At 65.1% G+C, this 26,149-nt stretch carries 17 protein-coding genes; 9 read left to right on the top strand and 8 right to left on the bottom strand.

Features of this window, described 5'->3' with window-relative positions; translation table 11 throughout:
- Positions 1 to 43: 43 nt before the first annotated feature.
- The gene (locus tag AB843_RS08985) at positions 44 to 2,521 is read right to left on the bottom strand and encodes a mechanosensitive ion channel domain-containing protein (RefSeq protein WP_048646498.1); all 2,478 of its coding nucleotides are present in this window, start codon (positions 2,519 to 2,521) and stop codon (positions 44 to 46) included.
- 212 nt (positions 2,522 to 2,733) lie between these two features.
- Between AB843_RS08985 and AB843_RS08980 the strand changes: the two genes are divergently transcribed.
- Genes AB843_RS08980 through AB843_RS08965 form a run of 4 tightly spaced genes read left to right on the top strand, consistent with a single transcriptional unit; the run spans position 2,734 to position 7,870 of the window.
- Positions 2,734 to 3,993, top strand: a complete 1,260-nt coding sequence (locus AB843_RS08980; protein ID WP_048646497.1) for a sarcosine oxidase subunit beta family protein — start codon at positions 2,734 to 2,736, stop codon at positions 3,991 to 3,993.
- A gap of 10 nt (positions 3,994 to 4,003) precedes the next feature.
- The gene (locus AB843_RS08975) at positions 4,004 to 4,282 is read left to right on the top strand and encodes a sarcosine oxidase subunit delta (protein WP_048646496.1); all 279 of its coding nucleotides are present in this window, start codon (positions 4,004 to 4,006) and stop codon (positions 4,280 to 4,282) included.
- Positions 4,279 to 7,287 carry a sarcosine oxidase subunit alpha family protein gene (locus AB843_RS08970; RefSeq protein ID WP_048646495.1) on the top strand — a complete coding sequence of 1,003 codons (3,009 nt, stop codon included), beginning with the start codon at positions 4,279 to 4,281 and terminating at the stop codon, positions 7,285 to 7,287. Before AB843_RS08975 ends, AB843_RS08970 begins: the two co-directional genes overlap by 4 nt.
- A complete protein-coding gene (locus tag AB843_RS08965; protein ID WP_048646494.1) occupies positions 7,280 to 7,870 on the top strand; it encodes a sarcosine oxidase subunit gamma family protein in 591 nt (196 codons plus the stop codon). The genes AB843_RS08970 and AB843_RS08965 overlap by 8 nt, the downstream gene beginning before the upstream one ends.
- Before the next feature lie 130 nt (positions 7,871 to 8,000).
- On the opposite strand, the gene AB843_RS08960 is transcribed toward AB843_RS08965, so the two are convergent.
- Positions 8,001 to 8,591, bottom strand: a complete 591-nt coding sequence (locus AB843_RS08960) for an EF-hand domain-containing protein (protein WP_048646493.1) — start codon at positions 8,589 to 8,591, stop codon at positions 8,001 to 8,003.
- A gap of 137 nt (positions 8,592 to 8,728) precedes the next feature.
- Entirely contained in the window at positions 8,729 to 9,436 is a 708-nt protein-coding gene (locus tag AB843_RS08955; RefSeq protein ID WP_048646663.1) for a nitroreductase, read from the bottom strand.
- 192 nt (positions 9,437 to 9,628) lie between these two features.
- Here AB843_RS08955 and AB843_RS08950 point away from each other — a divergent pair, with 192 nt between their 5' ends.
- Positions 9,629 to 10,831 (top strand): pyridoxal phosphate-dependent aminotransferase, encoded by a 1,203-nt coding sequence (locus tag AB843_RS08950; protein ID WP_048646492.1) that lies wholly within the window; start codon positions 9,629 to 9,631, stop codon positions 10,829 to 10,831.
- Between the two features lie 61 nt (positions 10,832 to 10,892).
- Here AB843_RS08950 and AB843_RS08945 read toward each other — a convergent pair whose 3' ends face one another.
- From AB843_RS08945 to AB843_RS08935, 3 genes are all read right to left on the bottom strand, one after another.
- Positions 10,893 to 11,075 carry a DUF3008 family protein gene (locus AB843_RS08945; RefSeq protein WP_048646491.1) on the bottom strand — a complete coding sequence of 61 codons (183 nt, stop codon included), beginning with the start codon at positions 11,073 to 11,075 and terminating at the stop codon, positions 10,893 to 10,895.
- Between the two features lie 80 nt (positions 11,076 to 11,155).
- A complete protein-coding gene (locus AB843_RS08940) occupies positions 11,156 to 13,264 on the bottom strand; it encodes a 3-hydroxyacyl-CoA dehydrogenase NAD-binding domain-containing protein (RefSeq protein ID WP_048646490.1) in 2,109 nt (702 codons plus the stop codon).
- On the bottom strand, positions 13,264 to 14,652 hold the full coding sequence (locus tag AB843_RS08935) for an acetyl-CoA C-acetyltransferase (RefSeq protein WP_244467933.1): 1,389 nt from the start codon (positions 14,650 to 14,652) through the stop codon (positions 13,264 to 13,266). The genes AB843_RS08940 and AB843_RS08935 overlap by 1 nt, the downstream gene beginning before the upstream one ends.
- Before the next feature lie 338 nt (positions 14,653 to 14,990).
- Between AB843_RS08935 and AB843_RS08930 the strand changes: the two genes are divergently transcribed.
- A complete protein-coding gene (locus tag AB843_RS08930) occupies positions 14,991 to 16,895 on the top strand; it encodes an autotransporter assembly complex protein TamA (protein WP_048646489.1) in 1,905 nt (634 codons plus the stop codon).
- Positions 16,892 to 21,511 carry a translocation/assembly module TamB domain-containing protein gene (locus tag AB843_RS08925; RefSeq protein ID WP_082143729.1) on the top strand — a complete coding sequence of 1,540 codons (4,620 nt, stop codon included), beginning with the start codon at positions 16,892 to 16,894 and terminating at the stop codon, positions 21,509 to 21,511. The genes AB843_RS08930 and AB843_RS08925 overlap by 4 nt, the downstream gene beginning before the upstream one ends.
- 327 nt (positions 21,512 to 21,838) lie before the next feature.
- Here the strand turns inward: AB843_RS08925 and AB843_RS08920 are convergent, their stop codons facing one another.
- Positions 21,839 to 22,501, bottom strand: a complete 663-nt coding sequence (locus tag AB843_RS08920) for a protein-L-isoaspartate(D-aspartate) O-methyltransferase (protein ID WP_082143728.1) — start codon at positions 22,499 to 22,501, stop codon at positions 21,839 to 21,841.
- Between the two features lie 416 nt (positions 22,502 to 22,917).
- On the opposite strand from AB843_RS08920, the gene AB843_RS08915 reads away from it, so the two are divergent.
- On the top strand, positions 22,918 to 24,072 hold the full coding sequence (locus AB843_RS08915; protein WP_048646488.1) for an ABC transporter substrate-binding protein: 1,155 nt from the start codon (positions 22,918 to 22,920) through the stop codon (positions 24,070 to 24,072).
- A 197-nt stretch (positions 24,073 to 24,269) separates the two neighbouring features.
- Here AB843_RS08915 and AB843_RS08910 read toward each other — a convergent pair whose 3' ends face one another.
- Positions 24,270 to 24,761, bottom strand: coding sequence for an Lrp/AsnC family transcriptional regulator (locus tag AB843_RS08910; RefSeq protein WP_048646487.1), 492 nt, complete (start codon positions 24,759 to 24,761; stop codon positions 24,270 to 24,272).
- 105 nt (positions 24,762 to 24,866) lie between these two features.
- On the opposite strand from AB843_RS08910, the gene AB843_RS08905 reads away from it, so the two are divergent.
- Positions 24,867 to 26,060, top strand: coding sequence for a diaminopropionate ammonia-lyase (locus AB843_RS08905; RefSeq protein ID WP_048646486.1), 1,194 nt, complete (start codon positions 24,867 to 24,869; stop codon positions 26,058 to 26,060).
- The last annotated feature ends 89 nt before the right edge of the window (positions 26,061 to 26,149 follow it).

The following is a 26,149-nucleotide window of genomic DNA, read 5'->3' as shown; positions in this document are numbered from 1 at the left end:
TCAACGTGAACGGCAACTGAACGCCCTGTTCAGGCAATTTCGTCTATTCGGGATCGGCCTTGCGGCGGCGGCGTGGCTTGCCGGGTGGAGCCGCGTCTCCAGGCGTGGCCGTCTCGGGCGTGCTGTGCTCCTGCGCCGCGGGCGCGGCTGCGCCGACCACGGGCAAATGACCCGACCGCACATGAATGTCGCGCTGCGGAAAGGGAATTTCGATCCCTTCCGCAGCGAACGCATCGACAATGGCGAAGCGAATATCGTTCTGCACCTTGAGTTGAGTCAGGATATCCGACAGGAAGACGCGAATCTCGAAGTCGAGCGAAGAATCGCCGAAACCGGCAAACAGCACGAACGGCTCGGGGTTTTTCAGCACCAGCGGGTGCTCGGAGGCGATCTCCAACAGGATTTGATGCACGCGGCGCACATCGGAGCCGTAGGCGACACCCACCGCCAACTCCATCCGGCCAAGCTTGTTCTTGTGTGTCCAGTTGCCGACCGCCGCATTGATCAGCTCGGAATTGGGCAGGATCACCGTTTGCCGCTGAAAGGTCTCGATCTCCGTCGCGCGCACGGAAATCTTCCGTACCGTGCCCGAAACCCCGCCGGCGACGATCCAATCGCCCGCCTTGAACGGCCGCTCGGCCAGAAGGATCAGGCCGGAAACGAAGTTCGAGACGATGTTCTGCAGGCCGAAGCCGATGCCGAGAGACAGGGCGCCGGCGACCAGCGCCAGATTGGAAAGGTTGATGCCGGCGGCCGACACGCCGATCAGGCCGGCGATCACCAGCCCGACATAGCCCACGCCCGTGCGGATCGAGTTGCGCACGCCCGAATCCATCCGGCTGCGCGCCATGACCGAGCCGTCGAGCCAGGTCTGGAACCAGCGCGTAAAGAAATAGCCGAGAACGAACACCAGGATGCCGGTCAGGATGCCGACGATCGAGAAGGACAGCGAGCCGATTTGGATCTGCCCGGCGAGGCGATAACTCCAGGCGGTCAGATCCGCCCAGCGAAAACCCCATTGCAGCAGGATCAGCGGCACGCCGATCAACACGACCAGCACGTTGATGATCATGCTCGCGACCAGGCCGAGCTGGTCGAGCGTCGTCTCGTCAAACGGCGAATAGCGCTCCAGCCGCCGGGCGAGCCAGGATTTGGCGAAGGCCCCCTCGCTGGCCACGGCGCCTGCCGTCAGCACACCGATATACATGGTCGCCAGGATCGCCCCGGTCACGACGATTTGCTGCGAGAGGAAGCGGGCGAAGCCGATATAGCCGAGCATCGCCGCCACGACGATGGTCACACCCAGCGCAAACAGCAGGTAGCGGAATTTCGACGGCCAGGATTTCGGCTGTCCATCGTCGTCGCTGAACGGCTTCACATTGCCGATCAGGATGATCAGAAGCCCGACGCTCATGGTCGCCAGAAGGCTGGTTGCCACGGTCAGAGACAGCGGCGAGCCGAACAGAACATAGACGCTGTCCATGAAATAATCGAAACCGGTCACCGCAGCGGTCAGGCCGGCCAGCGCCACCAGCCGCCCCGCCGCATGCGAGCGAACCGGCAACAGGCGCCAGTTCGCCATGCGTGGCGCAAGGATCGCATGCGCCAGCCTGTAGACGAAGAAGACCAGCACAATGACCGTGAAGAACGCGAAAAGCAGCGGGGCTATGTCGGTGCGCAAAAGCCGGAAATAATCGAGGAAATAGTAGGCCGAGGCCAGCAGCATGGCGAAGGAGGCCGAGGGAACGAGCGTCGAAAACAGCGCCACCGACAAGCGCCCGAGATAGGTCGGCGCTTCCTCCGTGGGGTCCGGTTTGATGAAATCGCCGAACAGCCGGCGCCCGCCGACGAGCAGGCAAAGTGCGGCAACGAGGGCCAGGAACGTCGCCAGCATCAGCGGCTTCAGCCGGTACTTCACCGTAAAGCTGAGCCAGGAGGAAACCGTTCGATAGACCTGCAGCAACTCGTCGGCGAACTCGCCCGCCACATCCGTATTGAGCGCGGCTGAAATGTCGTAGCGACGTGAAAGCGTGCGGGCAAACAGGTCACGCCGCAACTGGGCGATATGGTCGATGACGCCGCTGATGCGCACGGACAGCCGCTCGGCTTCGCCGATCAGGACGTTGAAGCTGGCCTTCTCGTCGAGCAGGCGCGTGCGCTCGCTGAGCACGGCCTCCGGCTCGGCGGGTTCACCCTCGCCGCGCGCCGCGCCAAGCTGTTCCAGCCGCCCATTGATTTCCGACAGCCGTGGACGGAAGGCCAGGCTGGCGTTGAACACTTCGCGCGCCAGACGCTCCAGTTCGACCCGAATCTCGACGAGCTTGCCATCCTCGGTTGCCTGTTCGTCGACCTGCCTGGCCAGCCTGTCGACCATGCGCTCGACATTGGCGATTTCCTTGCGCTGGCTGTCCAACAGGCTTTCCGTCCCCTGGGCGAGCGCCGGCGCGACGAACGCCAGTTGCAGCAGAACGGCAAGCGCCAGCCAAAATCGAACGTGCCAAAGGGGAAACTGCGCGGGCATTGCTGTCAGATGTGCCACGGAATCAGGTGCGGTCCGAACCATTGAATCATGCCGGTGACATTGCCTGACAGCCGCACGGGCAGCAAGCGCCAACGGCGTGTCTCCACCGGTCACAGGTCGGAGGTTCGCAAATGGGCGGCGCTTTATTTGCCTCTGCCCGGTCGCCTGTCCTATAGGTTCAGGCTTCCATACGGCAGAGAGATTGGCGGAACATGGCGGAATACTCGGCTCTTTCGCTCCTGAAAAACGCCCTCACGGGAAATTGCGACTGGAAGCCTGCCTGGCGCAAGCCGGATCCCAAGCCCGCCTATGATGTGATCATCGTCGGTGGCGGCGGCCATGGGCTGGCGACAGCCTGTTATCTGGCAGCCGAACACGGCATAACCAATGTGGCGGTGCTGGAAAAGGGCTGGCTCGGTTCCGGCAATATCGGCCGCAACACCACCATCGTCCGCTCGAACTATCTGTTGCCGGAATCGATCCGCTTCTACGATTTCTCGGTAAAACTCTGGGAGAACCTGTCCCACGAGCTGAACTACAACGTCATGTTCTCGCAACGCGGCGTGCTCAACCTGGCGCATAACCCTGCCCAGGCCGACGCCTATATCCGCCGCGGCAACGCCATGCGCCATGGCGGCGGCGATGCCGATTGGCTGACGCGCGAGCAGATCGCGCGCAAGGTGCCGGGCCTCGACCTCTCCGGCACGGCGCGCTTTCCCGTTGTCGGCGGCCTGTTGCAGAAGCGCGCCGGCACGGCGCGCCACGACGCCGTCGCCTGGGGTTATGCACGCGGGGCCGACCGGCGCGGCGTCGACATCATCGAGAATTGCGAGGTGACCGGCTTCCTGCGCGACGGCGACCGGATCATCGGCGTCAGCACGTCGCGCGGCGACATCCGCGCCAAAAAGGTAGGCGTGGCGGTCGCCGGCAGCACAAGCCGCGTGCTGAACCTCGCCGGCATCGGGCAATTCCCCATCGAAAGCCATGTGTTGCAGGCTTTCGTTTCCGAGGCCCTGAAACCCTTTGTCGATTGCGTCGTCACCTTCGGCGGCGGCCATCTCTACATGTCCCAGTCGGACAAGGGCGGCCTCGTCTTCGGCGGCAGCCTCGACTACTACAATTCCTACGCCCAGCGCGGCAATCTGCCGACGGTCGAGGACGTGATGAGCGAGATCTGCGCCATGTTCCCCTCGGTCGCGCGGCTCAGGCTGCTGCGCTCCTGGGGCGGGGTGATGGACATGTCGATGGACGGCGCGCCGATCATCACCAAGGGACCGCTGCCGGGCATGTATCTGAATTGCGGCTGGTGCTATGGCGGCTTCAAGGCGACGCCGGCGTCGGGCTATTCCTTCGCCTGGACCATCGCCAAGGACGAGCCGCACGCCATCAACGCGCCATACACGCTGTCACGCTTCGAGCGCGGCGCGGCAATCGACGAAACGGGCCACGGCCCCACGCCCAAATTGCATTGAGGGAGCCGCCATGCTGATTTCCTGCCCGCATTGCGGCCCGCGCGATCTTGCCGAATTCTCCTATCAGGGCGACGCCACCCGCACCCGCCCCGAGCCGGCTTCGACCGACACCAAAGCCTGGCACGACTATGTCTACACGCGGCCAAACCCGGCCGGTCCGCACCATGAATACTGGCAGCATGCCGGCGGTTGCCGGGCGCATTTGCTGATCGTCCGCGACACGCTGAGCCACGAAATCCACAGCGTCGCGCTTGCCCGGTCGGCCAATGCGAGCGGAGCGCGCGCATGAGCCCGCGCCGCACCACCTCCGGCGGATCGATCGACCGCAGACGCACCATCCGCTTCACCTTCGACGGCGAAGCCTATACCGGCCATGCCGGCGACACGCTGGCCTCGGCGCTCCTGGCCAACGGCGTGCGCCTGGTCGGCCGCTCCTTCAAGTATCACCGCCCGCGCGGCGTCTTCTCCGCCGGCATCGACGAGCCAAGCGCGCTGGTCACCGTGCTGAAGGACGGTGTGCGGGAACCGAACATCCCGGCCACGCGCATCGAGCTCCATGACGGCCTGCGCGTCGAAAGCCAGAACCGCTTCCCCTCGCTCGCCTTCGATTTCGGCGCGATCAACCAGCTCGGCGGCCGGTTGCTCGGCGCCGGATTCTACTACAAGACCTTCATGGGACCGGTCATCGGCCCGCTGAAAGGCACGCGCTTCTGGATGTTCTGCGAGCGCTTCATCCGCCGCGCGGCGGGCCTCGGCCGCGCCGACTATGCCCCCGACCCATCGCGCTACGAGCGCATGAACGCGTTTTGCGACGTGCTGGTCGCCGGCGGCGGGGTCGCCGGATTGATGGCGGCCGAGGCAGCCGCGAAAGCCGGCAAGCGCGTCATCCTGGCCGAACAGGAGCCGGAGACGGGCGGTTTCGCCAAATGGTCGAACGAGACGATCGGCGGCAAGCCCGCCGCTGAATGGGCGAAGACCGCCAGCGAGAGGCTCGCCGCGCTGGACAATGTCCGCCTGCTGACCCGCACCATGGTCTGGGGCTATTACGACGGCAACACGCTGGCCGCGCTGGAGCGCGTCGGCGACCATCTCGCCAGGCCCCCGAAGGGCCACGCCCGCCACCGCCATTGGACGATCCGCGCCGGCGCCGTCGTGCTTGCCACCGGCGCGTTGGAGCGGCCGCTGGTGTTTCCAGGCAATGACCGTCCCGGCGTCATGCTGGCCGGCGCGGTGCGCCGCTATGCCGGCGAATACGGCGTGCTTTGCGGCGACAAGACCGTCTTCTTCGCCAACAATGACAGCGCCTACCAGGCCGCCAGCACCCTGACCAAAGCCGGCGGCCATGTGGCGGCGATCGTCGATGTCCGCCCGACCATATCCGAAGCTGCCACAGCACTCGCCGCCGAAGCCGGCGTGGTACCGCTGACCGGTCAGGCCGTCGTCGAGACCAAGGGCGGCAAGCACATCACCGGCATCGTCGTCCAATCCTTTGACGCCGCGACGGGCGCGCTGTCGGGCGATGCGCGACCGATCGAATGCGATTGCCTGGCCGTTTCCGGTGGGTGGCAGCCTGTCATCCACCTGGCAAGCCAGGCCGGCGCGAAAGCCGAGTGGGACGAGACGCTGCAAGCCTTCCTGCCGCCCGCGCCCAACCAGCGCTGGAGCGGCGCCGGCAGCTTCCTCGGACAGATGACGACGGCGGGCGCTCTGGAAAGCGGGCGCAATGCCGGCCTGTCGGCTTCGGGCAAAAAGCCCTCGCGCGCCAGGCTTCCCGAGGTGGAGCCCTCGCCGCTGGAAATTGCGCCAGCCCCCATTTTCGAGATCAAGGCCCCCATCTCCGCGACCAGGGGCAAGGCCTTCGTCGACCTGCAGCACGACGTGACCGCCGACGATGTGCGCCTTGCGCATCGCGAGGGCTTCGTCAGCGTCGAGCATCTGAAGCGCTACACGACGCTCGGCATGGCGACCGATCAGGGCAAGACCTCCAACGTTCCGGGCCTGGCGATCATGGCCGAAGCGCGCGGCATCTCGATCCCCGAGGCCGGCACGACGCGTTTCCGCCCCCCCTACTCGCCGGTCGCCATCGGCGCGCTGGCCGCCGAACGCTATGGCAATCTTAAACCGAACCGGCTGACACCGATGCACGATTGGCACGTCGAGCACGGCGCCAGGATGATGGAAGCCGGCCTCTGGCACCGGCCGATGATCTACGGCGCACCGGGCGAGACGGTCGAGCAGGCCTATATCCGGGAGGCCGCCGCCGTGCGCCGCTCGGTCGGCATCGTCGATGTCTCGACGCTCGGCAAGATCGCCGTCAAGGGCCCGGACGCGGCCGAATTCCTCGACCGTGTCTACACCAACATGTTTTCCACGCTGGCAATCGGCAAGGCGCGCTACGGGCTGATGCTGCGCGAGGACGGCATCGCCTTCGACGACGGCACCACCTGGCGGCTCGGCGAAGACGATTTCCTGATGACCACGACCACGGCCAATGCCGGTCCCGTGATGCAGCATCTGGAGTATTTCCTCGACATCGTCTGGCCGGACCTGAAGGTTCATCTGACCTCGGTCACCGATCAATGGGCGGGCGCCGCCGTCGCCGGACCCGAGGCGCGAAAAGTGCTGGAGAAATGCGTCATAGGCACGGCGGTCGACAACGACACCCTGCCCTTCATGGGCATCGTTCACGGCCGGATCGACGGCGCGCCGGTCATGATCTGCCGCCTCTCCTTTTCCGGTGAACTGGCCTATGAGGTCTATAGCGGCGCCGGCCATGGGCTGCATGTCTGGGAAGCGCTCATGGAGGCCGGCGAATCCTTCGGCATCACGCCCTACGGCATGGAGGCGCTCGGCACGCTGCGCATCGAAAAGGGCCACGTCACCGGCGCCGAGATCGACGGCCGCACCACGGCGCGCGACCTCTATCTCGACTGGATGCTGTCGAAGAAGAAGCCTTTCATCGGCTCAGGCCTGATGGATCGCCCGGGATTGATCGATCAGAACCGCATTCGCCTGGTCGGCGTCGTCTCCCTGGACGGCCAGCCGCTCGGCGGCGGCGCGCACATCGTCGAACAGGGCAGCCTCGACGCTCTCGGCCAAAGCATCGGCCACATCACCGCGTTCTGCTATTCACCGGCCCTGGCGAAATACATCGGCCTGGCGCTGGTCAAGGGCGGCAAGGCGCAGCACGGCAGGCGCGCCTTCGTCTCCGACCCCCTGCGCAAGCGGTTCGGGCCGGTCGAGCTTGTCAGCCACCATTTCTTCGATCCTGAAGGGAGGCGCATGCATGGTTGAGCGCGCGACACCGCTGGGCGCCGATTTCCGCCCCGGTTCCTATGGCGATTTTGCCGATGGCGTGGGCGTCACCCTGTCGGAACCGTCGACCGGCACGATCGTCGAGGCAACGGCCTGGCCCGGCCATGAAAAGGCTTTGACCGCGGCCCTCGGCCGGGGGACCGGCTTGTCGCTTGCGCTGGCGCCCGGCGCCGGCGCATACAGGGACGCAAAAGCGGCTGCCTTCAACATCGGCCCCGGGCGATTTCTGGTGAGTGGCAAAGACGAAGGATTGGTGGACGATCTGGCCCGGGCCGTCTCGCTTGAAACGGGCACCATCACCGATCTATCGCACGGGCGAACAGCGCTTCGCATCGAGGGCATGGCAACGGAATGGGTGTTGGCGAAGCTCTTCGCCCTCGATTTCAGCCTCGACGCCTTCCCCGTCTCGGCGGGCCGCGCCACCGCCCATCATGATTTTTTCGTCCAGATCCAGCGCACGGGCGACCACCGCTTCGACCTCTACGTCTTCCGCTCCTTCGCCCGCGCTTTCGCGATGGCGCTCCGCCACGCGGCACAGGATGTCGGCTACGCAATAAAATAGAGCATTTTTTCCATCAGGTGGAATCACCTGACGTCAGCATAAATGCGGAAAAACAAAGAGATAGGCCCGGCGCGGCGACACCGGGCCTATCGCCAACCCGCCGAAACTCGAGGCGGATTGGTCTCCCGCCCTATTCGTCGTCCGTATCGGGCGCCATTTCGGGCGGAGGCGGTGCATCGCGGTTCATGTCGCCTTGCGGGCCACTCCGGTGATCGCGCATATGATGCATCTTGCCACGCATGCCGTGCCGACCGCCGCGCTCGCCTGCCATCTGGCGGAAGCCGCGGCGCATCTCGCGCTGGTCCAGCGTGCCGTCGTCATTGGCGTCCATCAGCGCGAAGCGCTTCTTCTGCTGGCTTTCGATTTCGGCCAGCGTCACCGTTCCATCGCCATCGATATCGAGCATCAATGTCAGGCGCCGCACCTTGCGCTCGGCCTCGCGCTTGGCGATATAGTCCTGCAGCTCACTGGCCGACAGCGTGCCGTCGCCATCGGTGTCGGCGCTCTTCAGGCGTTCCAGGCGCTTGCCGGAAAACTCCTCGAACGAGATGACCCCGTCGCCGTCCGCATCAAGCCGACCCATGCCGCGCATCATCTTGCCCGGTTTCATGCCTTCGGCCGCCACCGGCGGCGCTCCGTCGGCAGGTTTCTCCTGGGCGATGGCGGCGGACCCGGCAACCAGGCTGGCGGCCAAAGCCGATAAGAGAAGTGTTCGTTTCATGTCGGTCTCCAAATTGAGGCCGCCTGGGAGCAGCGGCAGGGAACACGACGAGGCTGAACGATCTCACATTACGGCAATCTTGCCGGGATGTTACAAATTCGTAAGCTGCATGCAGTTGACACGATCGAAACCGCCATTCAGCGGACGAAGGAGACGAATTCCTCCAGAGGCGCGCGCTCCGAGCGCAGCTGGTTTTCCGGCTTGGACACGTCCTCATAGCCGAGCGCCATGCCGCAAACGATGATTTCTTCCTGCGGAATGTCGAGGACCGGCTTGATCTCCCGGTGGTAGGGGGCGAACGCCGCCTGCGGGCAGGTGTGCAGGTCACGCGCCCGCGCTGCCACCATCACCGATTGGATGAACATGCCGAGATCGACCCACGACCCCTTGTTCAGCCTGCGGTCGATGGTGAAGATGAGCCCGACCGGCGCATCGAAGAAGGTGAAATTCCGGTCGTGCTGGGCGCGCATACGGTCCACCTCGCGGCGGCCGATGCCCAAAAGGTTGTAGAGCGCGAAGCCGACGGCGCGGCGCCGTGTCTGATAGGGCTCGAAGAACTGGTCCGGATAGTATTTGTATTCGTCCCAGGTGATCTTCTCCGGCCGCACGCCAGACGACAGGATGGCTGAAGAAAGCTTTTCCTTCTTGCTGCCCGAGACCACATAGACCTTCCACGGCTGCATGTTCGCGCCGGAGGGCGCGCGCGCCGCAACCCGCAGGATGTCGCGTATCGTCTGCTCGTCGACCCGATGCGGCAGGAATGCGCGCACGGAACGGCGCGACGTCAGCGCGCCATCGACCGCCTCCTGGGCGGTTAAACTCATATTCTCATCAGGGGCCAGCATCATGGCTTCCTTTTAACAAAGCCCTTCGCGGCCAGCATTTATTGCCCCTGCACCAATGCTGCAAGCCGCCAGGACCAAATACCCGCGTGGTTCGCGCTGTTCTCATAACGGCCCATTTGCTAAAACGCCAGCCGAAGCGACACGGCAAAATGCGCCGCGCGACTTTCAAGCCAACCGCCCGAGAGTGTCTTCATGCCCCAGCCTTCCGCCCGCATTTCCGGCATCGTGCCTTCCGGCAAGAATGGCTGGGAGGTGCATTTCGCCGCCCTTTCGCGCAAACAGGCCGGCGAGAACGTGATCATGCTGTCGGTGGGCGACCATGATTTCGACACGCCCGAAGGCACGATCGAGGCCTGCGTCGATGCGGTGCGCAACGGCTATCATCACTACACCCAATTGCCCGGCCTGCCGCGTCTGCGCGCCGGGCTTGCCCGATTGTCCGAGGAATGCACCGGCGTGCCGACGACCGCCGACGAGGTCATGGCCACCATCGGCGGCCAGGGCGCGCTCTATACCGCTTGCCAGGCGGTGCTCGATCCCGGTGCGCATGCGGTTATCGTCTCGCCCTACTACGCGACCTATCCGGGAACCGTGCGCGCCGCCGGCGGGCACTTCACCGAAATCGAGACCCATGCGGAGAACGGCTTCGAACCGAAGCTCGATGAGATCGAGGCAGCGCTCAGGGACGACACCCGCGCCATCCTGATCAACTCGCCCAACAATCCGACCGGTGCCGTCTATCCGCGCGAAACCCTGGAGCGGATCGCCGACATCTGCCGCAAGCGCGATCTCTGGCTTCTCTCCGACGAGGTCTACTGGACCATCCGCGCTGACGAAGAGCATTTGTCGCCGCGCGCGCTGCCCGGCATGAAGGAACGCACGCTGGTCATCAACTCCTTGTCGAAAAGCCACGGCATGACTGGCTGGCGCATCGGCTGGCTGACCGGCCCGGCGGAGATGATCGCCGTAATGACCAATCTCAACCTCGTTGCCACTTACGGCCTTCCCGACTTCATCTCGCGCGCCGCCATCGCCGCCGTCGAGAACGCCTATGGCGTCGCCGAGATCGCCGATCGTTACGCCAGGCGCCGCACCGCCTTCCTCGACGCCATTCACGGCATGAACGGCGTCACCGTGCGCGGCTCCAAGGGCGGCATGTATGTCATGCTCGACATCCGCACGGTCGACCGAGACAGCGAGAAATTCGCCTGGGACCTGCTCGAGGCGGAGGATGTGGCGGTGATGCCGGGGGTCAGCTTCGGCGCGGCGGCCGAAGGACATGTGCGCGTTTCCATGTGCCAGGACGAGGCTGTCCTGCGCGAGGCCGCCGGTCGGCTGCGCCGCTTCGTCGGCGCCAGGCTCGATGCCCTTGCTGCCGACAACGCCGCCGGCTGATCCTCAACAAGTTGGAGCGGGATGCGGGCGGAAAACCGCTTCGCACTTTTCCTCATCCCGCTCAATCTTTCTTGTCCGGCAGGCCCTTGTGCCTGGTCTCGGCCAGGTCTTCCAGCTCTTTCTCGCTCATCGATTCATACATTTCGCGCGAGGCGCCCTGCAGCTTTGATTTGGCCATCTCGCCGCGCTTGGCGGCCAGCGCCGCACCGGCGGCCTGCTGTTGCGCTTTTGATGTAGCGGGCATCGCATGTCTCCTTCCGGTCATTACCCGGAGAAAACCAGCAACGCGCCCGCCGGTTCCCCGAGTAACAAGAAGTGAAAGCGTCAAGAGACCTTGCCGAGCTGCGCCCAACCGGCATCGGCGGCGAAGCGATCGCCGTGCTTTTCCTGCAAACGCCTGAGCTGCGCGACAACCTCGTCCACCCCGCGTGAGCGCGCATAGTGGAGCGGCCCGCCACGGAAGGGAGCGAACCCGGTGCCGAAGATCACCGCGGCGTCCAGCGTCGCCTCGTCGGCGACGATGCCTTCGCGCAGGCAGGCGACGCAGGCGTTGAGCAGCGGCAAGATCAGCCGGTCGCTCAGGCTGGCATGCGGGGTCAGCGCATCGGTCTTCTTTTTCGCTGCGCCGGTCTCGTCATACTCATAGAGTCCCTTGCCCGCCTTGCGGCCCGTCCGCCCATCGGCGACCATCTTCTCCAGCCATTCCGGTATGTCCGGCATCGGCGTCTTGAGGCTCGATTTCAACATCCGCGCCACTTCCAGGCAGATGTCGAGCCCAACCCGATCGGCAAGCTCGATCGGTCCCATCGGCATGCCGAAATCCACCGCCGCCTGGTCGATCGTCTCCTTGTCGATGCCCTGGTCCTGCATCACCAACGCCTCCAGCAGATACGGCGTCAGGACGCGGTTGACCAGGAAGCCCGGCGCGCTCTTGACCGGCGCCGGGAGCCGGTCGATCGCGCCGCAAAAAGCCCGTGCCCGCGCCAGTGTCGCATCGGCCACCTTGCCGTGGCCGACCACTTCGACGAGTTCCATCCGCGTGATCGGGTTGAAGAAATGCAGGCCGAACAGCCGCTCGGGGAACGGCACGGACCTGCGCAATTGCTCGAGCGGGATGCTCGATGTGTTGGTGGCCAGCAGCGCGCCGGCCTTCATGCGCGGGGCAATGGCCTTGTAGACCTTGCGCTTGATGTCGGCATTCTCCGCCACCGCCTCTATGACGAGGTCCGCATGAGCCGCGCCATCGCCGGAGAAATCGGCAACCAGCCGGTCAAGCGCATCGCGCCTGGCGATGCCCGTATAAAGCCGCTTGTCATAGAAGGCCGCAGCGCGGCCAATGGCGCGGGCGATGGCCTCGGTGTCGATGTCGGTCAGCGTGACTTTCAACCCACGCGCCGCGCACCAGGCGGCAATGTCGCCCCCCATCGTGCCGGCGCCGATCACGTGCACATGCGCGATGCCGCTGTCGCCCTTGCCCTGCGCCTTCAATCCCTCGCGCAGGAAGAACACGCGAATGAGGTTTTGCGCCGTCTCGCCGGTGAGCAGGGCGGCGAAGGATTTGATCTCGGCCTTCTGCATCGCCTTGGCGTTGCCGCTGTGCTTTTCCCAAAGGTCGATCAGCCGGTACGGTGCCGGATAATGCGCTTCGGGCGCGCGCTTGGCCACCTCGGCGCGCATCTTCCGGGCGGCGAATTCGCGCGTCAGCGAGAAGCCGAGAACGCCGGATTTCCAGCTGCCCCGCGGCTCCGCCAGTTTGCCCGTCATTGCCGCCGCGACGGCATTCTTCACATGCCGCTCCTCGACCAGCGCATCGATCAGCCCGAGCGCCTTGGCCCGCTTGGTATGCGCTGTTTTTCCCGTCAGCATCATCGTCATCGCCTCGAGCGGATCGATCAGCGCCGGCAGGCGGAAGGTCCCGCCCAGCCCCGGATGCAGGCCAAGCAGCACTTCGGGAAAGCCGAATGATGCCCCATCGATGGCGATACGGTGCTTGCAGGCCAGCGCCAATTCCAGCCCGCCGCCCAGGCAATGGCCATGAACCACCGCAAGTGTCGGCATCGGCAGCGCCGCCAACCGGTCGACGACCGCATGCGCCCGCGTCATGCGCTTCTCGACTTCCGCCGCATCGCCAACGCCCGCGAAATCGCGGATGTCGGCACCGGCGATGAAGCCGCCTTTCTTCGCCGAGCGGATGACCAGGCCTTTCGGCTTCATCGCCTCGATCTTGCCGAGCAGCGTGTCGAGTTCGGCCATGACGGCTTCGCTCAGCGTGTTGGCGCTCTCACCGGCACGGTCGAGCACCAGCCAGGCGACATCCTGCGCGTCGCGTGCCAGGCGCCAATGAGCGCTTCCCGTGTCGATCTTGGCGGCGGGGCCGAGCTCCATCACGCGCGGCGCCAGCAACTCGGCAGCGGAGATCGTTGCAACAGGCATCAAATCACCTCCAGAAGCATCGCGCCGCCCTGCCCGCCGCCGATGCACTCGGTGGCGATGCCGCGCTTGTCGCCGCGTCGGCGCATGGCGTTGACCAGATGCAGCACGATGCGGTTGCCGCTCGTGCCGACCGGATGGCCGAGGCTGATGGCCCCGCCATCGACGTTCAGCCTGTCATGCGCGATCGTTCCAAAAATTTCCGGCAATCCCAATACCTTGCGGCAGTAATCTTCATCCTCCCAGGCAGCCACGCAGGCCAGCACCTGGGCGGCGAACGCCTCGTTCAGTTCCCACAGGTCGATGTCGGTGCGCATCAGCCCCTGGCGCTGCATCAATGCGGTCGAACACAAGGTCGGTCCAAGCCCCATGATGGACGGGTCAAGAGCCGACCATTCGCTGTCGACGATGCGCGCCAGCGGCGTCAGCCCGTGTTTCTTCACGGCCTCTTCCGATGCCAGGATGACCCAGCAGGCGCCATCGGTGATCTGCGAGGAATTGCCCGGCGTGACCCGGCCAAAGGGCCGCTCAAAGGCCGGATTGAGCTTGGCCAGCTTTTCCATCGTGCTGTCGGGCCGCACCCCGTCATCACGAACGTACAACGTGCCCTTGCGGTCGATCGCCGGCACCACTTCGCCGGCGAGCGCACCGTTCTTCTGCGCTTTCGCCAGCCGCCGATGGCTTTCCAGCGCATAGGCATCCGCGGCCTCGCGCGTAATGTTGAATTGATGACCGATTTTTTCCGCCGTCTGCCCCATGTTGAGATTGGTTATCGGGTCGGTCAGGCCGCGTTCCAGGCCGATCACCGGCTTGGCCATCTCCGGGCGGAAACCCGCCAGCGCCGTGGCACGCTCCAGCGCCGTCTTCGCCATGGCAAACCGGCCGAACCAGGCGGCCGCCTCCTGGCGCAGCACCAGCGGCGCATGCGACAGCGCTTCCGCCCCGCCGGCGAGAATCAGATCCGCCTTGCCCGCCTCGATGGTGCGGAACGCCGTGTCGATCGACTGCATGCCGGAGCCGCAATTGATCTGCACGGTGAAGGCCGGCATCGCGTCTCCCATGCCAAGCCGCAGCGCCGCGACGCGCGCCGGGTTCATTTCATCGGCGATCACGTTGACGCAGCCGAGAATCACCGTGTCGAAAGCGTCGGGCGCGAATGGCTGCCGCATCAGCAATGGCCGCCCGCATTGCACCGCCAGATCGACCGGCGTGAAAGGCCCGGGCTTTCCCCGTGCCCGCAGGAACGGCGTGCGCGCGCCATCGACCAGATAGACGGGCCTGCCCGCACCGGCCGGACGGCTTGGCCCGATCACGCGCCGCGCGGCCGGTTTCCCCCTGTTCGCAGCCGGCTTGGACTTCGCCACGCCTGTTTTGCCCGGTGCCTGCGCCATAGTGTCCAATCCCTTCGGTCCACGTGCCAAACCCACGCCAGCATAATCACGCATCCCGTGGTTTCAAACGCCCCTATGGGCAACCTGCGAAAGCAATACTGGTTCCTTGTGGTGCTTTGTTGCCAATAACGCCCGCTTCAGGCCACAATTTTCCTGCCTTTTGATGGTGTGTCGCATTGGCCGGTCTAAGCCTTTGTGATTTAACCCCTTGCTTCGGGATTGTTCGGGGAGCGGGGCACACGAAGAATCCACGTTAACGTCGCGGCAACGCCGTTGACGGAGAATTCGGCTCGGTGGGCACGGAGAGGGTATTGAGTAGAATCGACGCCACATCGTCGATGCGTGGACGCTTGGGCCTGACGATGGCGCTTGCGCTTCTGCTTGCCTTTCCGCAACCTTCCGCCAACGCCTTCGAGCTTTTCGGCATCAAGATCTTCGGCCGGGACAAGCCTTCCGAAGAACAGGAGACGATCGGCGAACCCTGGAACTACAGCGTCGATTTCGCGACCGGCGAAGAAAACAAGGATCTGGAGAAAGCCCTGCGCGGCGCCTCCACCCTGTGGGCCGACCGCGAGAAGCCGGCGTCTGGCGCCGGCGGCCTGATCGTCAAGGCGCGCGGCGATTACCGCCGGCTCCTGAACGCTCTCTATGGCCAGGCGCGCTATGGCGGCGCGATCAGCATCACCATTGACGGCCGCGAGGTGGCGGACCTGCCGCCTGATGCGTCGCTTGCCAATCCGGCGAGTGTGCGCATCGCCATCGATCCAGGGCCTGAATTCCGCTTCGGCGAGACCGGCATCGTCAATCAGGCGCCGCCGCCCGCCAGACGCGACGACCGCGTGGACGACCCGGCGAAGGAAGGCTTCCGACCGGGAGAAATCGCCCGCTCGGCAACGGTCCTGCAGGCCGGGCGGCTGGCCGTCGAGGCCTGGCGCCAGCAAGGGCATCCGAAGGCCGAAATCGCCGACAGGCGTGTCACCGCCGCCCATGAGAGCAGCACGCTCGATGCGGTTCTGACCGTCGAACCCGGCCGCTATGCCGTCTACGGCCCCGTGACCGTCAGCGGCACGGAGCGCATGGACCCGGATTTCGTCGCCCGCCAGACCGGGCTGGTTGCGGGTCGCGAATATGACCCCGACGATCTGGCGCGCGCCCGCGAACGGCTTTCCAAACTCGATGTGTTCCGCTCGGCGCGCATCGAGGAGGCCGACGAAATCGGCGCCGATGGGACATTACCGCTGTCGCTGATCGTTCAGGAACGGCTGCCGCGCCGCTTCGGCGTCGGCGGCACCTACTCGACCCTCGACGGTCTCGGGCTTCAGGCCTATTGGATGCACCGCAATCTGTTCGGCCGTGCCGAGCGCCTGCGTTTCGAAGGCAAGGTATCGGGTATCGGCAACACATTCGACCCGGCGGACCTTACCTATCGGCTGGGCACGACGTTCCTGAAGCCAGGCGTCTATACGCCCGATACGGATTTCCAGGCCTCGATCTTCGGCGACCGCGAGGTGCTGGAGCGCTACACCCGCACCGGCGTCAGCGCTGAAATCGGCTTCCGCCACGAGTTCACCAGGGCACTCTCCGGCAGCCTGTTCGCCAATGGCGGCTTCGCCCGTTTCGACGACGATTTCGGCACGCGCAACTTCACGACGATCGGTCTTGCCGGAACGGTCACCTATGACAGCCGCGACAACCCCGCCGACGCCACCACCGGCTATTTCGCCGAACTCAGCCTCGACCCCTTCTATGAGTTCGAATACGGCAATCTGGCCGCCCGCATGATGATCGAAGGACGCGCCTATTACGATTTCGGCAGCGACGGGCGCTTTGTCGCCGCAGGCCGCGCCAAGATTGGCGCGCTCGTCGGCGCGCCGATCGACGAGACGCCGCCCGACAAACTGTTCTTCGCCGGTGGCGGCGGCTCCGTGCGCGGTTATGCCTACCGCAACATCGGCGTCGAAACGCCGGCCGGCATTTCCGGCGGGCGCTCGCTGATGGAGGCATCCGCCGAACTGCGCGCCCGCGTCACCGACAGCATAGGCCTGGTCGGCTTCATCGACGCCGGCACGGTCGGCGCCGAATCCTTCCCGGATTTCTCGGAGGATGTGCGCATCGGCGTCGGCGCCGGTCTTCGCTATCTGACGCCGCTTGGCCCCATCCGGCTCGATGTCGCCGTGCCGCTCGACCGGCGCGCCGACGATCCAAGCGTCGCCTTCTATGTCGGGATAGGACAAGCGTTTTGACCCGGTTTCTCGCAATCCTCACCCTGCTGCTCGCCCTGTTGCCGGCGATGGCCCAGGACAGCGCCCCGACGACGGACGACGCCGAGCAGGAGCGGTCCTTCTTCACCACCCTGCTGGAAGACCAATTGTCGACGCCCAACCGCAAGATTCGCATTTCCGGCATTGAGGGCGCCCTTTCCTCGGAAGCGACGATCGGCGAAATCTCCATCGCCGACCGCGAAGGCGTCTGGCTCCGCATCGTCAATGCCTCGATCGTCTGGAGCCGCTCGACACTGGTCCTGCGCCAGCGGCTGGAAGTGCAGCGCCTGGCCGCCGAGCGGATCGAGGTTCTGCGCCGCCCAATGCCCGCCGAGGGGCTTCCGGCGCCCGAATCGCGGTCGTTCCAGGTCCCCGAACTGCCGCTGGCAGTCAACCTCGAACAACTCGATATCCCTTCCGCCCGCTTCGGCGAGGATGTCTTCGGCATGGCCGCCGAACTGGCACTCGAGGGAGCCTTGAAGATCGAAGGCGGCGCGCTCGACACCAGTTTCGACATCCAGCGGCTCGATGGACCGGGTGGAGAATTCAAGCTCGCAGCCGCCTTCTCCAACGAAACGGAAGTTCTCGACCTCGATCTGACGCTCGATGAGCCGGCCGACGGCGTCGTCGCCAATATCCTCAATGTCGAGGGCCGCCCACCCCTCAAGCTGACCCTCACCGGCAGCGGGCCGCTCAGCGCGCTCGATGTCAAGCTGGCGCTCGAGGCAGACGGCGTGCCGGCTTTCGGCGGCACGGCACGCTTCCGCCAGCGCGACGAGGGGCTGGGTTTCTCGGCCCGGCTGGCCGGCGCGATCTCCCGCCTGATGCCGGCGCAGTTTCGCGATTTCTTTGGCGCCGGCACCACCTTGACCGTCAACGGCGTGTCCAAATCGACCGGCGGCGTTCTTCTGGAAAACCTGCAGATCGCCAGCGCGGCGATGCGCATTGAGGCGGCGGCCGAAACCGGCGACGACGGATTCCTCACCGCCCTGTCGCTCGATGCCGACATCGCCGACCGCAGCGGCCAGCGTGTTCTGCTGCCGGTCGCCGGCGGGCAGACCTCGCTGCAGACCGCCAGGCTGAACGTCACCTATGGCGAAGCGGGCGCCGAGCGCTGGAACGGCGCCCTCGAGATCGACGGCCTGCAGACCGCCGCTTTCGCCGCCGGCAAGACGGCGCTGACGATGGGCGGCCTGGCGCGGAACCTTGACCGGCCGGCGGAACGCCGGATCGGCTTCGAAATCGATGGCGGCCTGACCGGGATCACCGCCAAACGCGCCGACATCGCCGAGGCGTTGGGCGACGCGCTGACACTGAACGTTGCGGGTGACTGGCGCGCCGGCACCCCGGTCGCCATCGACAAAGCAGCACTTTCGGGCAACGGCTTGGCGGTTGCACTGAAGGGCGCCATCGACAAATTCGTCTTCACCGGTGACATCGACGTTTCGGCGGCCAGTCTCACGCCGTTCTCCGCCCTTGCCGGCCAGGAACTGGGCGGCGCTGTCGACCTGACGGCCCGCGGCAAAGTCATGCCGATCGGCGGCGGTTTCGACCTCGACCTCGACGGCACGGCGACGGATCTGCGCATCGAAAATGAAATCGCCGGCAAATTGCTGGCCGGCACGACGCGCATCGACGGCGGCGTGGCGCGCGGCACGGATGGACTGAGCGCACGCAAGCTGCGGCTGGTCAATGAACAGATCACGCTCGAGGCGGACGGCAATTTCGCCACCGGCGCCGCCGATTTCCGCTTCGATGCCGCCCTGGCCGACATGGCGGCCCTGTCGCCGCGCGCCAGCGGTCGCCTCACCGCCTCGGGCCGCGCCGAGGGCACCGACGGCCGCATCAATCTCACGCTGGCCGCCAAGGCGCCAAAGGGCGCCTTTGCCGGACGGGACCTCACCGATGCATCGCTCGGCTTCGACGGCCGGCTTGAGACCGGCACGCTGACCGGCAAGATCGTCGGCGATGCTTTCCTTGCCGGCGAACGCGCCACGCTCGAAAGCGGCATTCTGCTTGCCGCCGACCGCAAACAGTTGACCGACCTCTCCTTCACCGCCGGCGGAGCGACCGCCAGGGGCGAGGTGAGCCAGAATGCCAATGGGCTTTTCGACGGGCGGCTCGACATCGATGCGGCCGACATCGCGACGGCGGCAGCTCTCCTGCTGCGCGAGGCAAGCGGTGCGGCAAACGCGCGGATCCAGCTGCAGCCAAGGGATGGCAAGCAGCAGGCTGAAATCGACGCGACCCTGCGCGACTTGCGTGTCGAAGAGACCACGCTGGCGAACGGCAAGATTGCCGCCGCGATCGACGATCTGTTCGGCGTCCCGGCCGTATCGGGTGTGATCGAGGCCGATGGCATCACCGCCGGCGAGCTCAAGATCACGCGCCTCGACGCCAAGGCCGAGCAGACCGGCCAGACGACCGCTTTCACCGCCGATGCGCTGTTGGAACAGGGCACGACACTGGCGACGCGCGGCGGCCTTTCGCCGGAGGGCAATGGCTACCGGGTCGCCCTCGAACAACTGAGCCTCGCCCAGGGCACCCTCACCGCCCGTTTGCTCGAGCCGACATCGCTGCTTGTCGAGGGCAGCAACCTGACCCTCGACCCGCTCGAACTCGACGTCGCCGGCGGCCGCGTCCGCGCCGAAGGCCGGATGACCCAGACGCTCGATCTCACCGTCTCCATCAGCCAGCTTCCCCTGTCGATCGCCAACGCCGTTCGCTCCGACCTGGCGCTCGGCGGCACGCTGGATGGCAATGTCGGCATCAAGGGAACCCGACAGACCCCCGAAATCGCCTTCGACATCGAAGGCCGCCGCATCGCTTCCGCCATGCTCAGCCAAGCCGGTTTGAGCACGCTCACCATCGATGCCAAGGGAACGACCAGCGGCGACCTCCTGACGGTCGACACGAGCGTATCGAGCCCCGAAGGGCTGCGCGCCACCGCCCGGGGCGACGTGCCGCTGGACGACGGCGCCCTGTCGGTCGATGTGGCGCTCGCCGCCTTCCCGCTTGCAATTCTTAACCGCGCCGCACCCGGACAGGCGCTCACCGGCCAGTTGACCGGCACCGCGCGTCTCACCGGCAAACTGGCGGCGCCGCAGGCCGCGTTCGACCTGCGTGCCAGCGGCCTTGGTGCCGCCGCATTGTCCAATGCCGGCCTGGGACCATTGCAGCTTGCAGCCAATGGCCGTTACGCCGGTCAAAGCGTGCAGCTTACCCGTCTGACGGCCGACGGCCCCTCCGGGCTGGCGGTGGAAGCCAGTGGCACCATTCCCCTCGCCGGCAGCGGCCTGGCGCTGAATGTTTCCGGCAACGCGCCCCTGTCGATCGCCAACCGCATGCTTGCCGACCGCGGCACGCAGCTGTCCGGCACTGTCTCGGTCAATGCCCGCGTCGGCGGCGATTTGCGCAACCCCGTCATCAACGGCTCCGTCACGACGGCCAACGCGGCCGCCGTCGACCCGCTGACAAATCTGCGCATCAGCGATGTCCGCCTCGCCGCCGGCATCGACGGCGAGCGCATCACCATCACCGAAGGATCGGCTGCCTTGTCGGGCGGCGGCCGCGTCGCTGTTTCCGGAAGCGTGTCCAGCAACGCCCAGGCGGGCTTTCCCGCAGATCTGCAAATCCGGCTGGAAAACGCCCGCCACACCGACGGAGAAATGGTCACCGCGACCGTCAATGGCGCCCTGTCGCTGACGGGGGCTCTGACCCGCGACCCGCTCCTGTCCGGCGACATCACGGTGGAGCGGGCGGAAATCATCGTTCCGGAAAATCTGGCTGGCGGGGCGGCGGGGCTGCAGGTCCGTCACCGCAATCCCCCACCGGCCGTGCAGCGTACCCTGGAGCGCGCGCGGGCCGATGACGGCACGCCGATGCCGTCGGCGCGGCCCAGCGTTGTCCAGCTCGACGTCACCGTCAGCGCACCGGCGCGCATTTTCGTCCGTGGCCGGGGTCTCGACGCGGAACTCGGCGGGTCCGTCCGCCTGACCGGCCCGGTCACCAACATACATCCGGTCGGCGGCTTCAAGCTCATTCGCGGCCGGCTCTCCATTCTCGGCCAGCGCATCACCTTCGACGAAGGCGAAGTGACCCTGATCGGCGATCTCGACCCGCAGCTCGACTTCGTCGCCCGTTCCCAGGGCAACGACATCATCGTCTTCATCACCGTCAAAGGCCGCGTTTCCGATCTCGATATCGGCTTTTCCTCGCAACCGGAACTGCCCGAGGACGAGGTTCTGGCCCGCCTGATCTTCAAGCGTGGCATCGACGAATTGTCGGCTATCCAGATCGCCCAGCTTGCCGCTGCCGCTGCCGAGCTCGCCGGCGGGTCCAACACATCGCTGCTTGGCTCGCTGCGCAACGCCACGGGCCTCGACGATCTGGACGTGGTGACCGACAGCGAAGGCAATGCCGCCGTGCGTGCCGGCCGCTACATCCAGGACAACATCTATCTCGGGGTCGAGGCCGGCGCGAAGGGCACGACGCGCGGCACGATCAACCTCGACATCACCGACGATCTGAAGGCCCGTGGCGCGCTCGGCTCCGATGGCGATTCAAGCATCGGCGTCTTTTTCGAGAAGGACTACTGATGCGTTTGCAGTCGGATGGAATCAGCTGACGTCCGCATGAATGCGGAAGAGCAAGGAGATAGACCGGTTCAGCGTTTCGCAGATCGCAATCCGGTCTTCCGTTGCCGAAGCTCGCCTCCACGTTCCGGCAACATCCTCCAGGCGCAAGCGCAAAAAGAAAGCCGGCCAGGGTACCTGGCCGGCCAATAAGCGCGCACGGTTTGGGTCGGGGGGATGGGGAGCGCGCTTGCACAAACAACCCGCTCGTGTCGAAAAGGTTCCGCCTGCTTGTTTGTGTTGAGCATTCGAGAATCAAACAACGAGGAAAGCGCTTGCCTTGGTCAGCGCTCAGCGCTGCCATCCCTGTGCGCCGATAAGCGGCACGAAGGACACTTTGCTCAGCGACCGGGTCTCGAAATCGTTCGTTCCCCGACGCACCACGCTGGTTAGCGTCTGCGGCCCGGCGCCGCTGCCAACCGGCATGATCAGCCGTCCGCCAATGGCGAGTTGCGCGCGCAAGGCGTCAGGTATGCGCGGCCCGGCAGCGGCAACGACGATGGCGTCGAAAGGCGCCCTTTCCGGCCAGCCCAGCGTGCCGTCGCCAATCTTGATCGTCGCATTCTCGACACCGGTCTCCGACAGACGCCGAAGCGCGGCCTCGGCAAGCGCTTCATGACGCTCGATGGAAAAGACCTGTCCGGCGATCGACGCCAGAACAGCGGTCGAATAACCGGATCCCGTGCCGATCTCCAGCACCCGGCTTTCGGCCGAAATGCCGGCGGCTTCCGTCATCAGCGCCACGACATAAGGCTGCGAGATGGTCTGCCCCTCGCCGATCGGCAAGGCGCCGTCCTCGTAAGCGAGTTCAGCCAGATGCCGCGGCACGAAGATGTCACGCGGAACGCGCTGCATCGCGTCGAGGACACGTTGCGAACGAATCCCACGCTTCCTGAGCAGATCCACCATCGCGCGGTGCCGCTCTTCGGTTTGCTTGTCCCGCGTGCCTGTCACACCCGCCTTGCCGGTCCGTCCTTGTGAATGATGATCAGGCTCATATTGACTCCAAACGTTCAAACTCGTCCATCCTTAAACATGGCTTGCGGTGGGCAGCGGCCGCCCCGGGTCAATGCAGGCGATAGAAGCACCTGCGCGTTCCCATGGTATCAGTTGCGGATCCCTTTCCGCATCGGGTCCTTGTGCGTGTTGCAGTCCCCCAGCACCAACCGGCTCTGCGTTAGGCAAACGTCTTGCCATGGGCCGGGCGGTCCATTGGCGATTTTGCATTTGCGTTATCATACTAATGTTAGTATGATATGAACACTGCTGGCATCCTGTCCGATGCGATGGCAAGGCACACTAGAACAAACCGGCCCTTGTCGCCCGCGACGCCCGAGCAGTGGAGCTGACTCACTCTGGAGGAGAAAACATTGGTTAAGTGCGCACGATTTTCCGCGATTACGGCCTCGCTGCTGCTGGCAGTATCGAGCGTCGCCTACGCCGACCCGATCAAGATCGGCGTCAACCAGCCGCTGACCGGCCCCTTTGCCGCTTCCGGCACCTACATCGTTGACGGCGCCAAGCTCGCCGTCGAGGAAATCAACGCCAATGGCGGTGTCCTCGGAGAACAGCTCCAACTGATCATCGAAGACAACAAGAGCAACCCGACGGAAGCCGCCGCGGTTGCCGAAAAGCTCATCGTCAGCGACAAGGTCCCCGTCATGATGGGCGCCTGGGGCTCGAGCCTGACGCTCGCCGCCATGCCCAAGCTGATGCAGTATCAGGTGCCGATGCTGGTCGAGACATCGTCCTCGTCGAAGATCACCACGCAGGGCAACCCCTATGTTTTCCGCATTTCGCCGCCCTCATGGGTCGAGGCGGAATTGTTCAAGAAATACCTGCCGCAGCTCGACATCAAGAAAGTCGATTTCCTCGCCATCAACAATGACTGGGGCATCGGCACGGTCAACGACTTCTCGACGGCGCTCGGCAAGGAAGGCATCGAAGTCGGCCTGACGGAAATGATGGATCAGGGCGCGCAGGATCTGAGCGCGCAGCTGTCGAAGATCAAGGCTTCCGATTCCGACACAATCATCGTCACCACGGCCGTCGAGCAGTTGACGCTCCTTCTCAAGCAGGCCGCGGCCCTCGGCATCACCAAGCGGATCGTCACCACCGGCGGCTCGCAAAATCCCGACCAGTTGATCGACCAGGCGGGCTCGGCTGCCAACAACACCCAGCATATGGTGTTCTTCGCTCCCTGGGTGCCTGAAAAGACCGCTCATCCCGAGCAGGCGGAAGCGTTCATCGCCGCCTGGGAAAAAGCCGGCCACAACAAGGCGGGCCTGACCGAGAGCTATCGCGGCTATGACGGCATCCAGGTCATCAAGGCGGCCATCGAAAAGGCCGGCAAGGCCGAGCCGGAAGCCATCAAGGACGCATTCTGGAGCATCGAGGTGCCTGCCCTCAACGGAACGGTGACCTTCACCAAGGACGGCCCCGAGGGCCGTGAGAGCGGTCAGTACATGACCAATGGCACGCTCATCAAGATCGTCGACGGGAAGATCGAACTCGCCGGCTCCTGATCCTGTGCACTACAGCGCCGCGCGTCTTTTCAGACGCGCAAAGGACGCTGTAACACTTTGAAATGCTGCATAATTTTTTCCTCAAGTCGATTCCGATTCAAGGAATTATGCAGTGTCCCGTCAGGGTTCGTTGGTCCGACACCCTGACGATGGATGCATCTCCCACCAACTGACCCGCCCTGATTGGGCGGGTTTTTTTATGCCTCGCCCAGGGTGACCGCGAGGCCGGTCTTGACCCGGTCCATCACCACAAGCGTGCGAAACCGCTTGACGTTGTTGTTGCCGAAGAAGAGCCGCCGTGTCAGCGCCTCATAGGCGCTCATCGACGGAACCGTGACGATCAGCACGAAATCCGCCTCGCCGGTCACGTAGTAGCACTGCTGCACCTGCGGATCGTCGGCGAAGCTGCGCTTGGCGGCATCGAGCAGGTCGAGCCGCTCGCTTTCCACATGCACCTCGACGACCACGGTGAAGGGAAGCCCGACGCGGCGCGGATCGACCACCGCGAAATTGCCGACGATGACCCCCTCGTCCTGCATCCGGCGCATGCGGCGGTGCACCGCCGCCGAGGACAGGTTGACGCGTTCGCCGATGACCCGCTGCGGCGTGCCATTGTCCTTCTGCAGAATGTCGAGGATCGCCAGGTCGAAGGAATCGAGCCGCCCGCCGCCGTCTGATGAATCACGCATAACATCGCCCGAAATTGCACAAAAATTTCATTCGTACCGTCGAAATAGAAGCAATAACCGGCGCTGAACGCAATATATTTTCACCAACACACCAAGGAGGCTTCAGTGCTGATCGCCAACACCCATCCCGACCACGGTCTCCCCCTGAACCCGGCCGACGCCGAGACCCTGAGCATCGCCGAGGCCGCGACCGTATCGCGTTTCCTGTCCTACCGGCCGAACCACAAGCCGACGCCCCTGCATGCATTGACCGGTCTCGCCAGGGAAACAGGCGTCGCGGCGATCCACATCAAGGATGAAAGCCACCGCCTCGACCTCAACAGCTTCAAGGCGCTCGGCGGCTCCTATGCCGTCATCCGCCTGGTGCTCGAAGAGGCCGAGCGCAAGCTCGGCCTGAAGCTCGATATCGCCGAACTGCAGTCGCCCGCCGTGCGGGAAATCGCCGCCCGCATGACGTTCGGCTGCGCCACCGACGGCAATCACGGCAAATCCGTCGCCGCCGGCGCCAAGCTGGTCGGCGCCAAGGCAGCCATCTTCGTCCATTCCGGCGTCTCCGACGAGCGCGTCGCGGCCATTGCCGCCTTCGGCGCGGAGATGATCCGCGTCGATGGCACCTATGACGATTCCGTCGTCGAGGCGGAGCGCCGCTGCGCCGAAATGGGCTGGATCGTCGTCTCCGACACATCCTGGCCGGGCTATGAGCGCATCCCGGCGCTCGTCATGCAGGGCTACACCTCGATGCTGAGCGAGGCCGCCGCCGCCCTGCCCCAGACGCCGACGCATGTCTTCATCCAGGCCGGTGTCGGCGGTCTGGCGGCGGCAGTCGCCGGCCATTTCGACATTCTCTACGGCGATGAGCGTCCGCGCTTCATCGTCGTCGAGCCGGATCGCGCCGCCTGCATCTTCGAAAGTGCCAAAGCCGGTCATCCCGTGAAGGTCGGGCATGACGAGCCAACGATCATGGCGATGCTGGAATGCTACGAACCGTCGCTCGTCGCCTGGCGCATCCTGTCGCGCAAGGCCGATGACTTCATGACCATCGGCGAAGACGCCGCCGCCGCAACGATGCGCCGGCTGGCGCGCCCGGTCGCCGGCGACCCGCCGGTCGTTGCCGGCGAAAGCGGCGGCGCGGGCCTGGCGGGTTTCCTGAAGGCAGCGCAGGATCCGAAAGCACGCGCAGCACTCGGCATCGACGCCCGGTCGCGCATCTTCCTCATCAACACGGAAGGCGCGACGGACCAGGGCCGCTACGAGGCAATCGTCGGCGCCGCGCCCGAGGAATTGCTGGCCACGGCCTGATGTTTTGAGACCGGGTGGCAATCCGCTGCCCGGTCCGTCCTCACAGAACGGGCTCCAGACCGGTTCATCGTTTCATGGAAACGCTGCTC

The organism is Nitratireductor soli, from assembly GCF_001050155.1.
GTDB classification, from domain to species: Bacteria; Pseudomonadota; Alphaproteobacteria; order Rhizobiales; family Rhizobiaceae; genus Nitratireductor; species Nitratireductor soli.
This window is presented reverse-complemented; position numbering and strand designations above follow the sequence as displayed.

Excerpts from the sequence above, each read along its gene's own strand:
- AB843_RS08970 (WP_048646495.1), top strand. The coding sequence starts at position 4,279 with ATGAGCCCGCGCCGCACCACCTCCGGCGGATCGATCGACCGCAGACGC.
- AB843_RS08940 (WP_048646490.1), bottom strand. The coding sequence starts at position 13,264 with ATGCCTGTTGCAACGATCTCCGCTGCCGAGTTGCTGGCGCCGCGCGTG.
- AB843_RS08945 (WP_048646491.1), bottom strand. The coding sequence starts at position 11,075 with ATGCCCGCTACATCAAAAGCGCAACAGCAGGCCGCCGGTGCGGCGCTG.
- AB843_RS08930 (WP_048646489.1), top strand. The coding sequence starts at position 14,991 with ATGCGTGGACGCTTGGGCCTGACGATGGCGCTTGCGCTTCTGCTTGCC.
- AB843_RS08980 (WP_048646497.1), top strand. The coding sequence starts at position 2,734 with ATGGCGGAATACTCGGCTCTTTCGCTCCTGAAAAACGCCCTCACGGGA.
- AB843_RS08955 (WP_048646663.1), bottom strand. The coding sequence starts at position 9,436 with ATGCTGGCCCCTGATGAGAATATGAGTTTAACCGCCCAGGAGGCGGTC.
- AB843_RS08965 (WP_048646494.1), top strand. The coding sequence starts at position 7,280 with ATGGTTGAGCGCGCGACACCGCTGGGCGCCGATTTCCGCCCCGGTTCC.
- AB843_RS08935 (WP_244467933.1), bottom strand. The coding sequence starts at position 14,652 with ATGGCGCAGGCACCGGGCAAAACAGGCGTGGCGAAGTCCAAGCCGGCT.
- AB843_RS08910 (WP_048646487.1), bottom strand. The coding sequence starts at position 24,761 with ATGCGTGATTCATCAGACGGCGGCGGGCGGCTCGATTCCTTCGACCTG.
- AB843_RS08975 (WP_048646496.1), top strand. The coding sequence starts at position 4,004 with ATGCTGATTTCCTGCCCGCATTGCGGCCCGCGCGATCTTGCCGAATTC.
- AB843_RS08950 (WP_048646492.1), top strand. The coding sequence starts at position 9,629 with ATGCCCCAGCCTTCCGCCCGCATTTCCGGCATCGTGCCTTCCGGCAAG.
- AB843_RS08985 (WP_048646498.1), bottom strand. The coding sequence starts at position 2,521 with ATGCCCGCGCAGTTTCCCCTTTGGCACGTTCGATTTTGGCTGGCGCTT.
- AB843_RS08960 (WP_048646493.1), bottom strand. The coding sequence starts at position 8,591 with ATGAAACGAACACTTCTCTTATCGGCTTTGGCCGCCAGCCTGGTTGCC.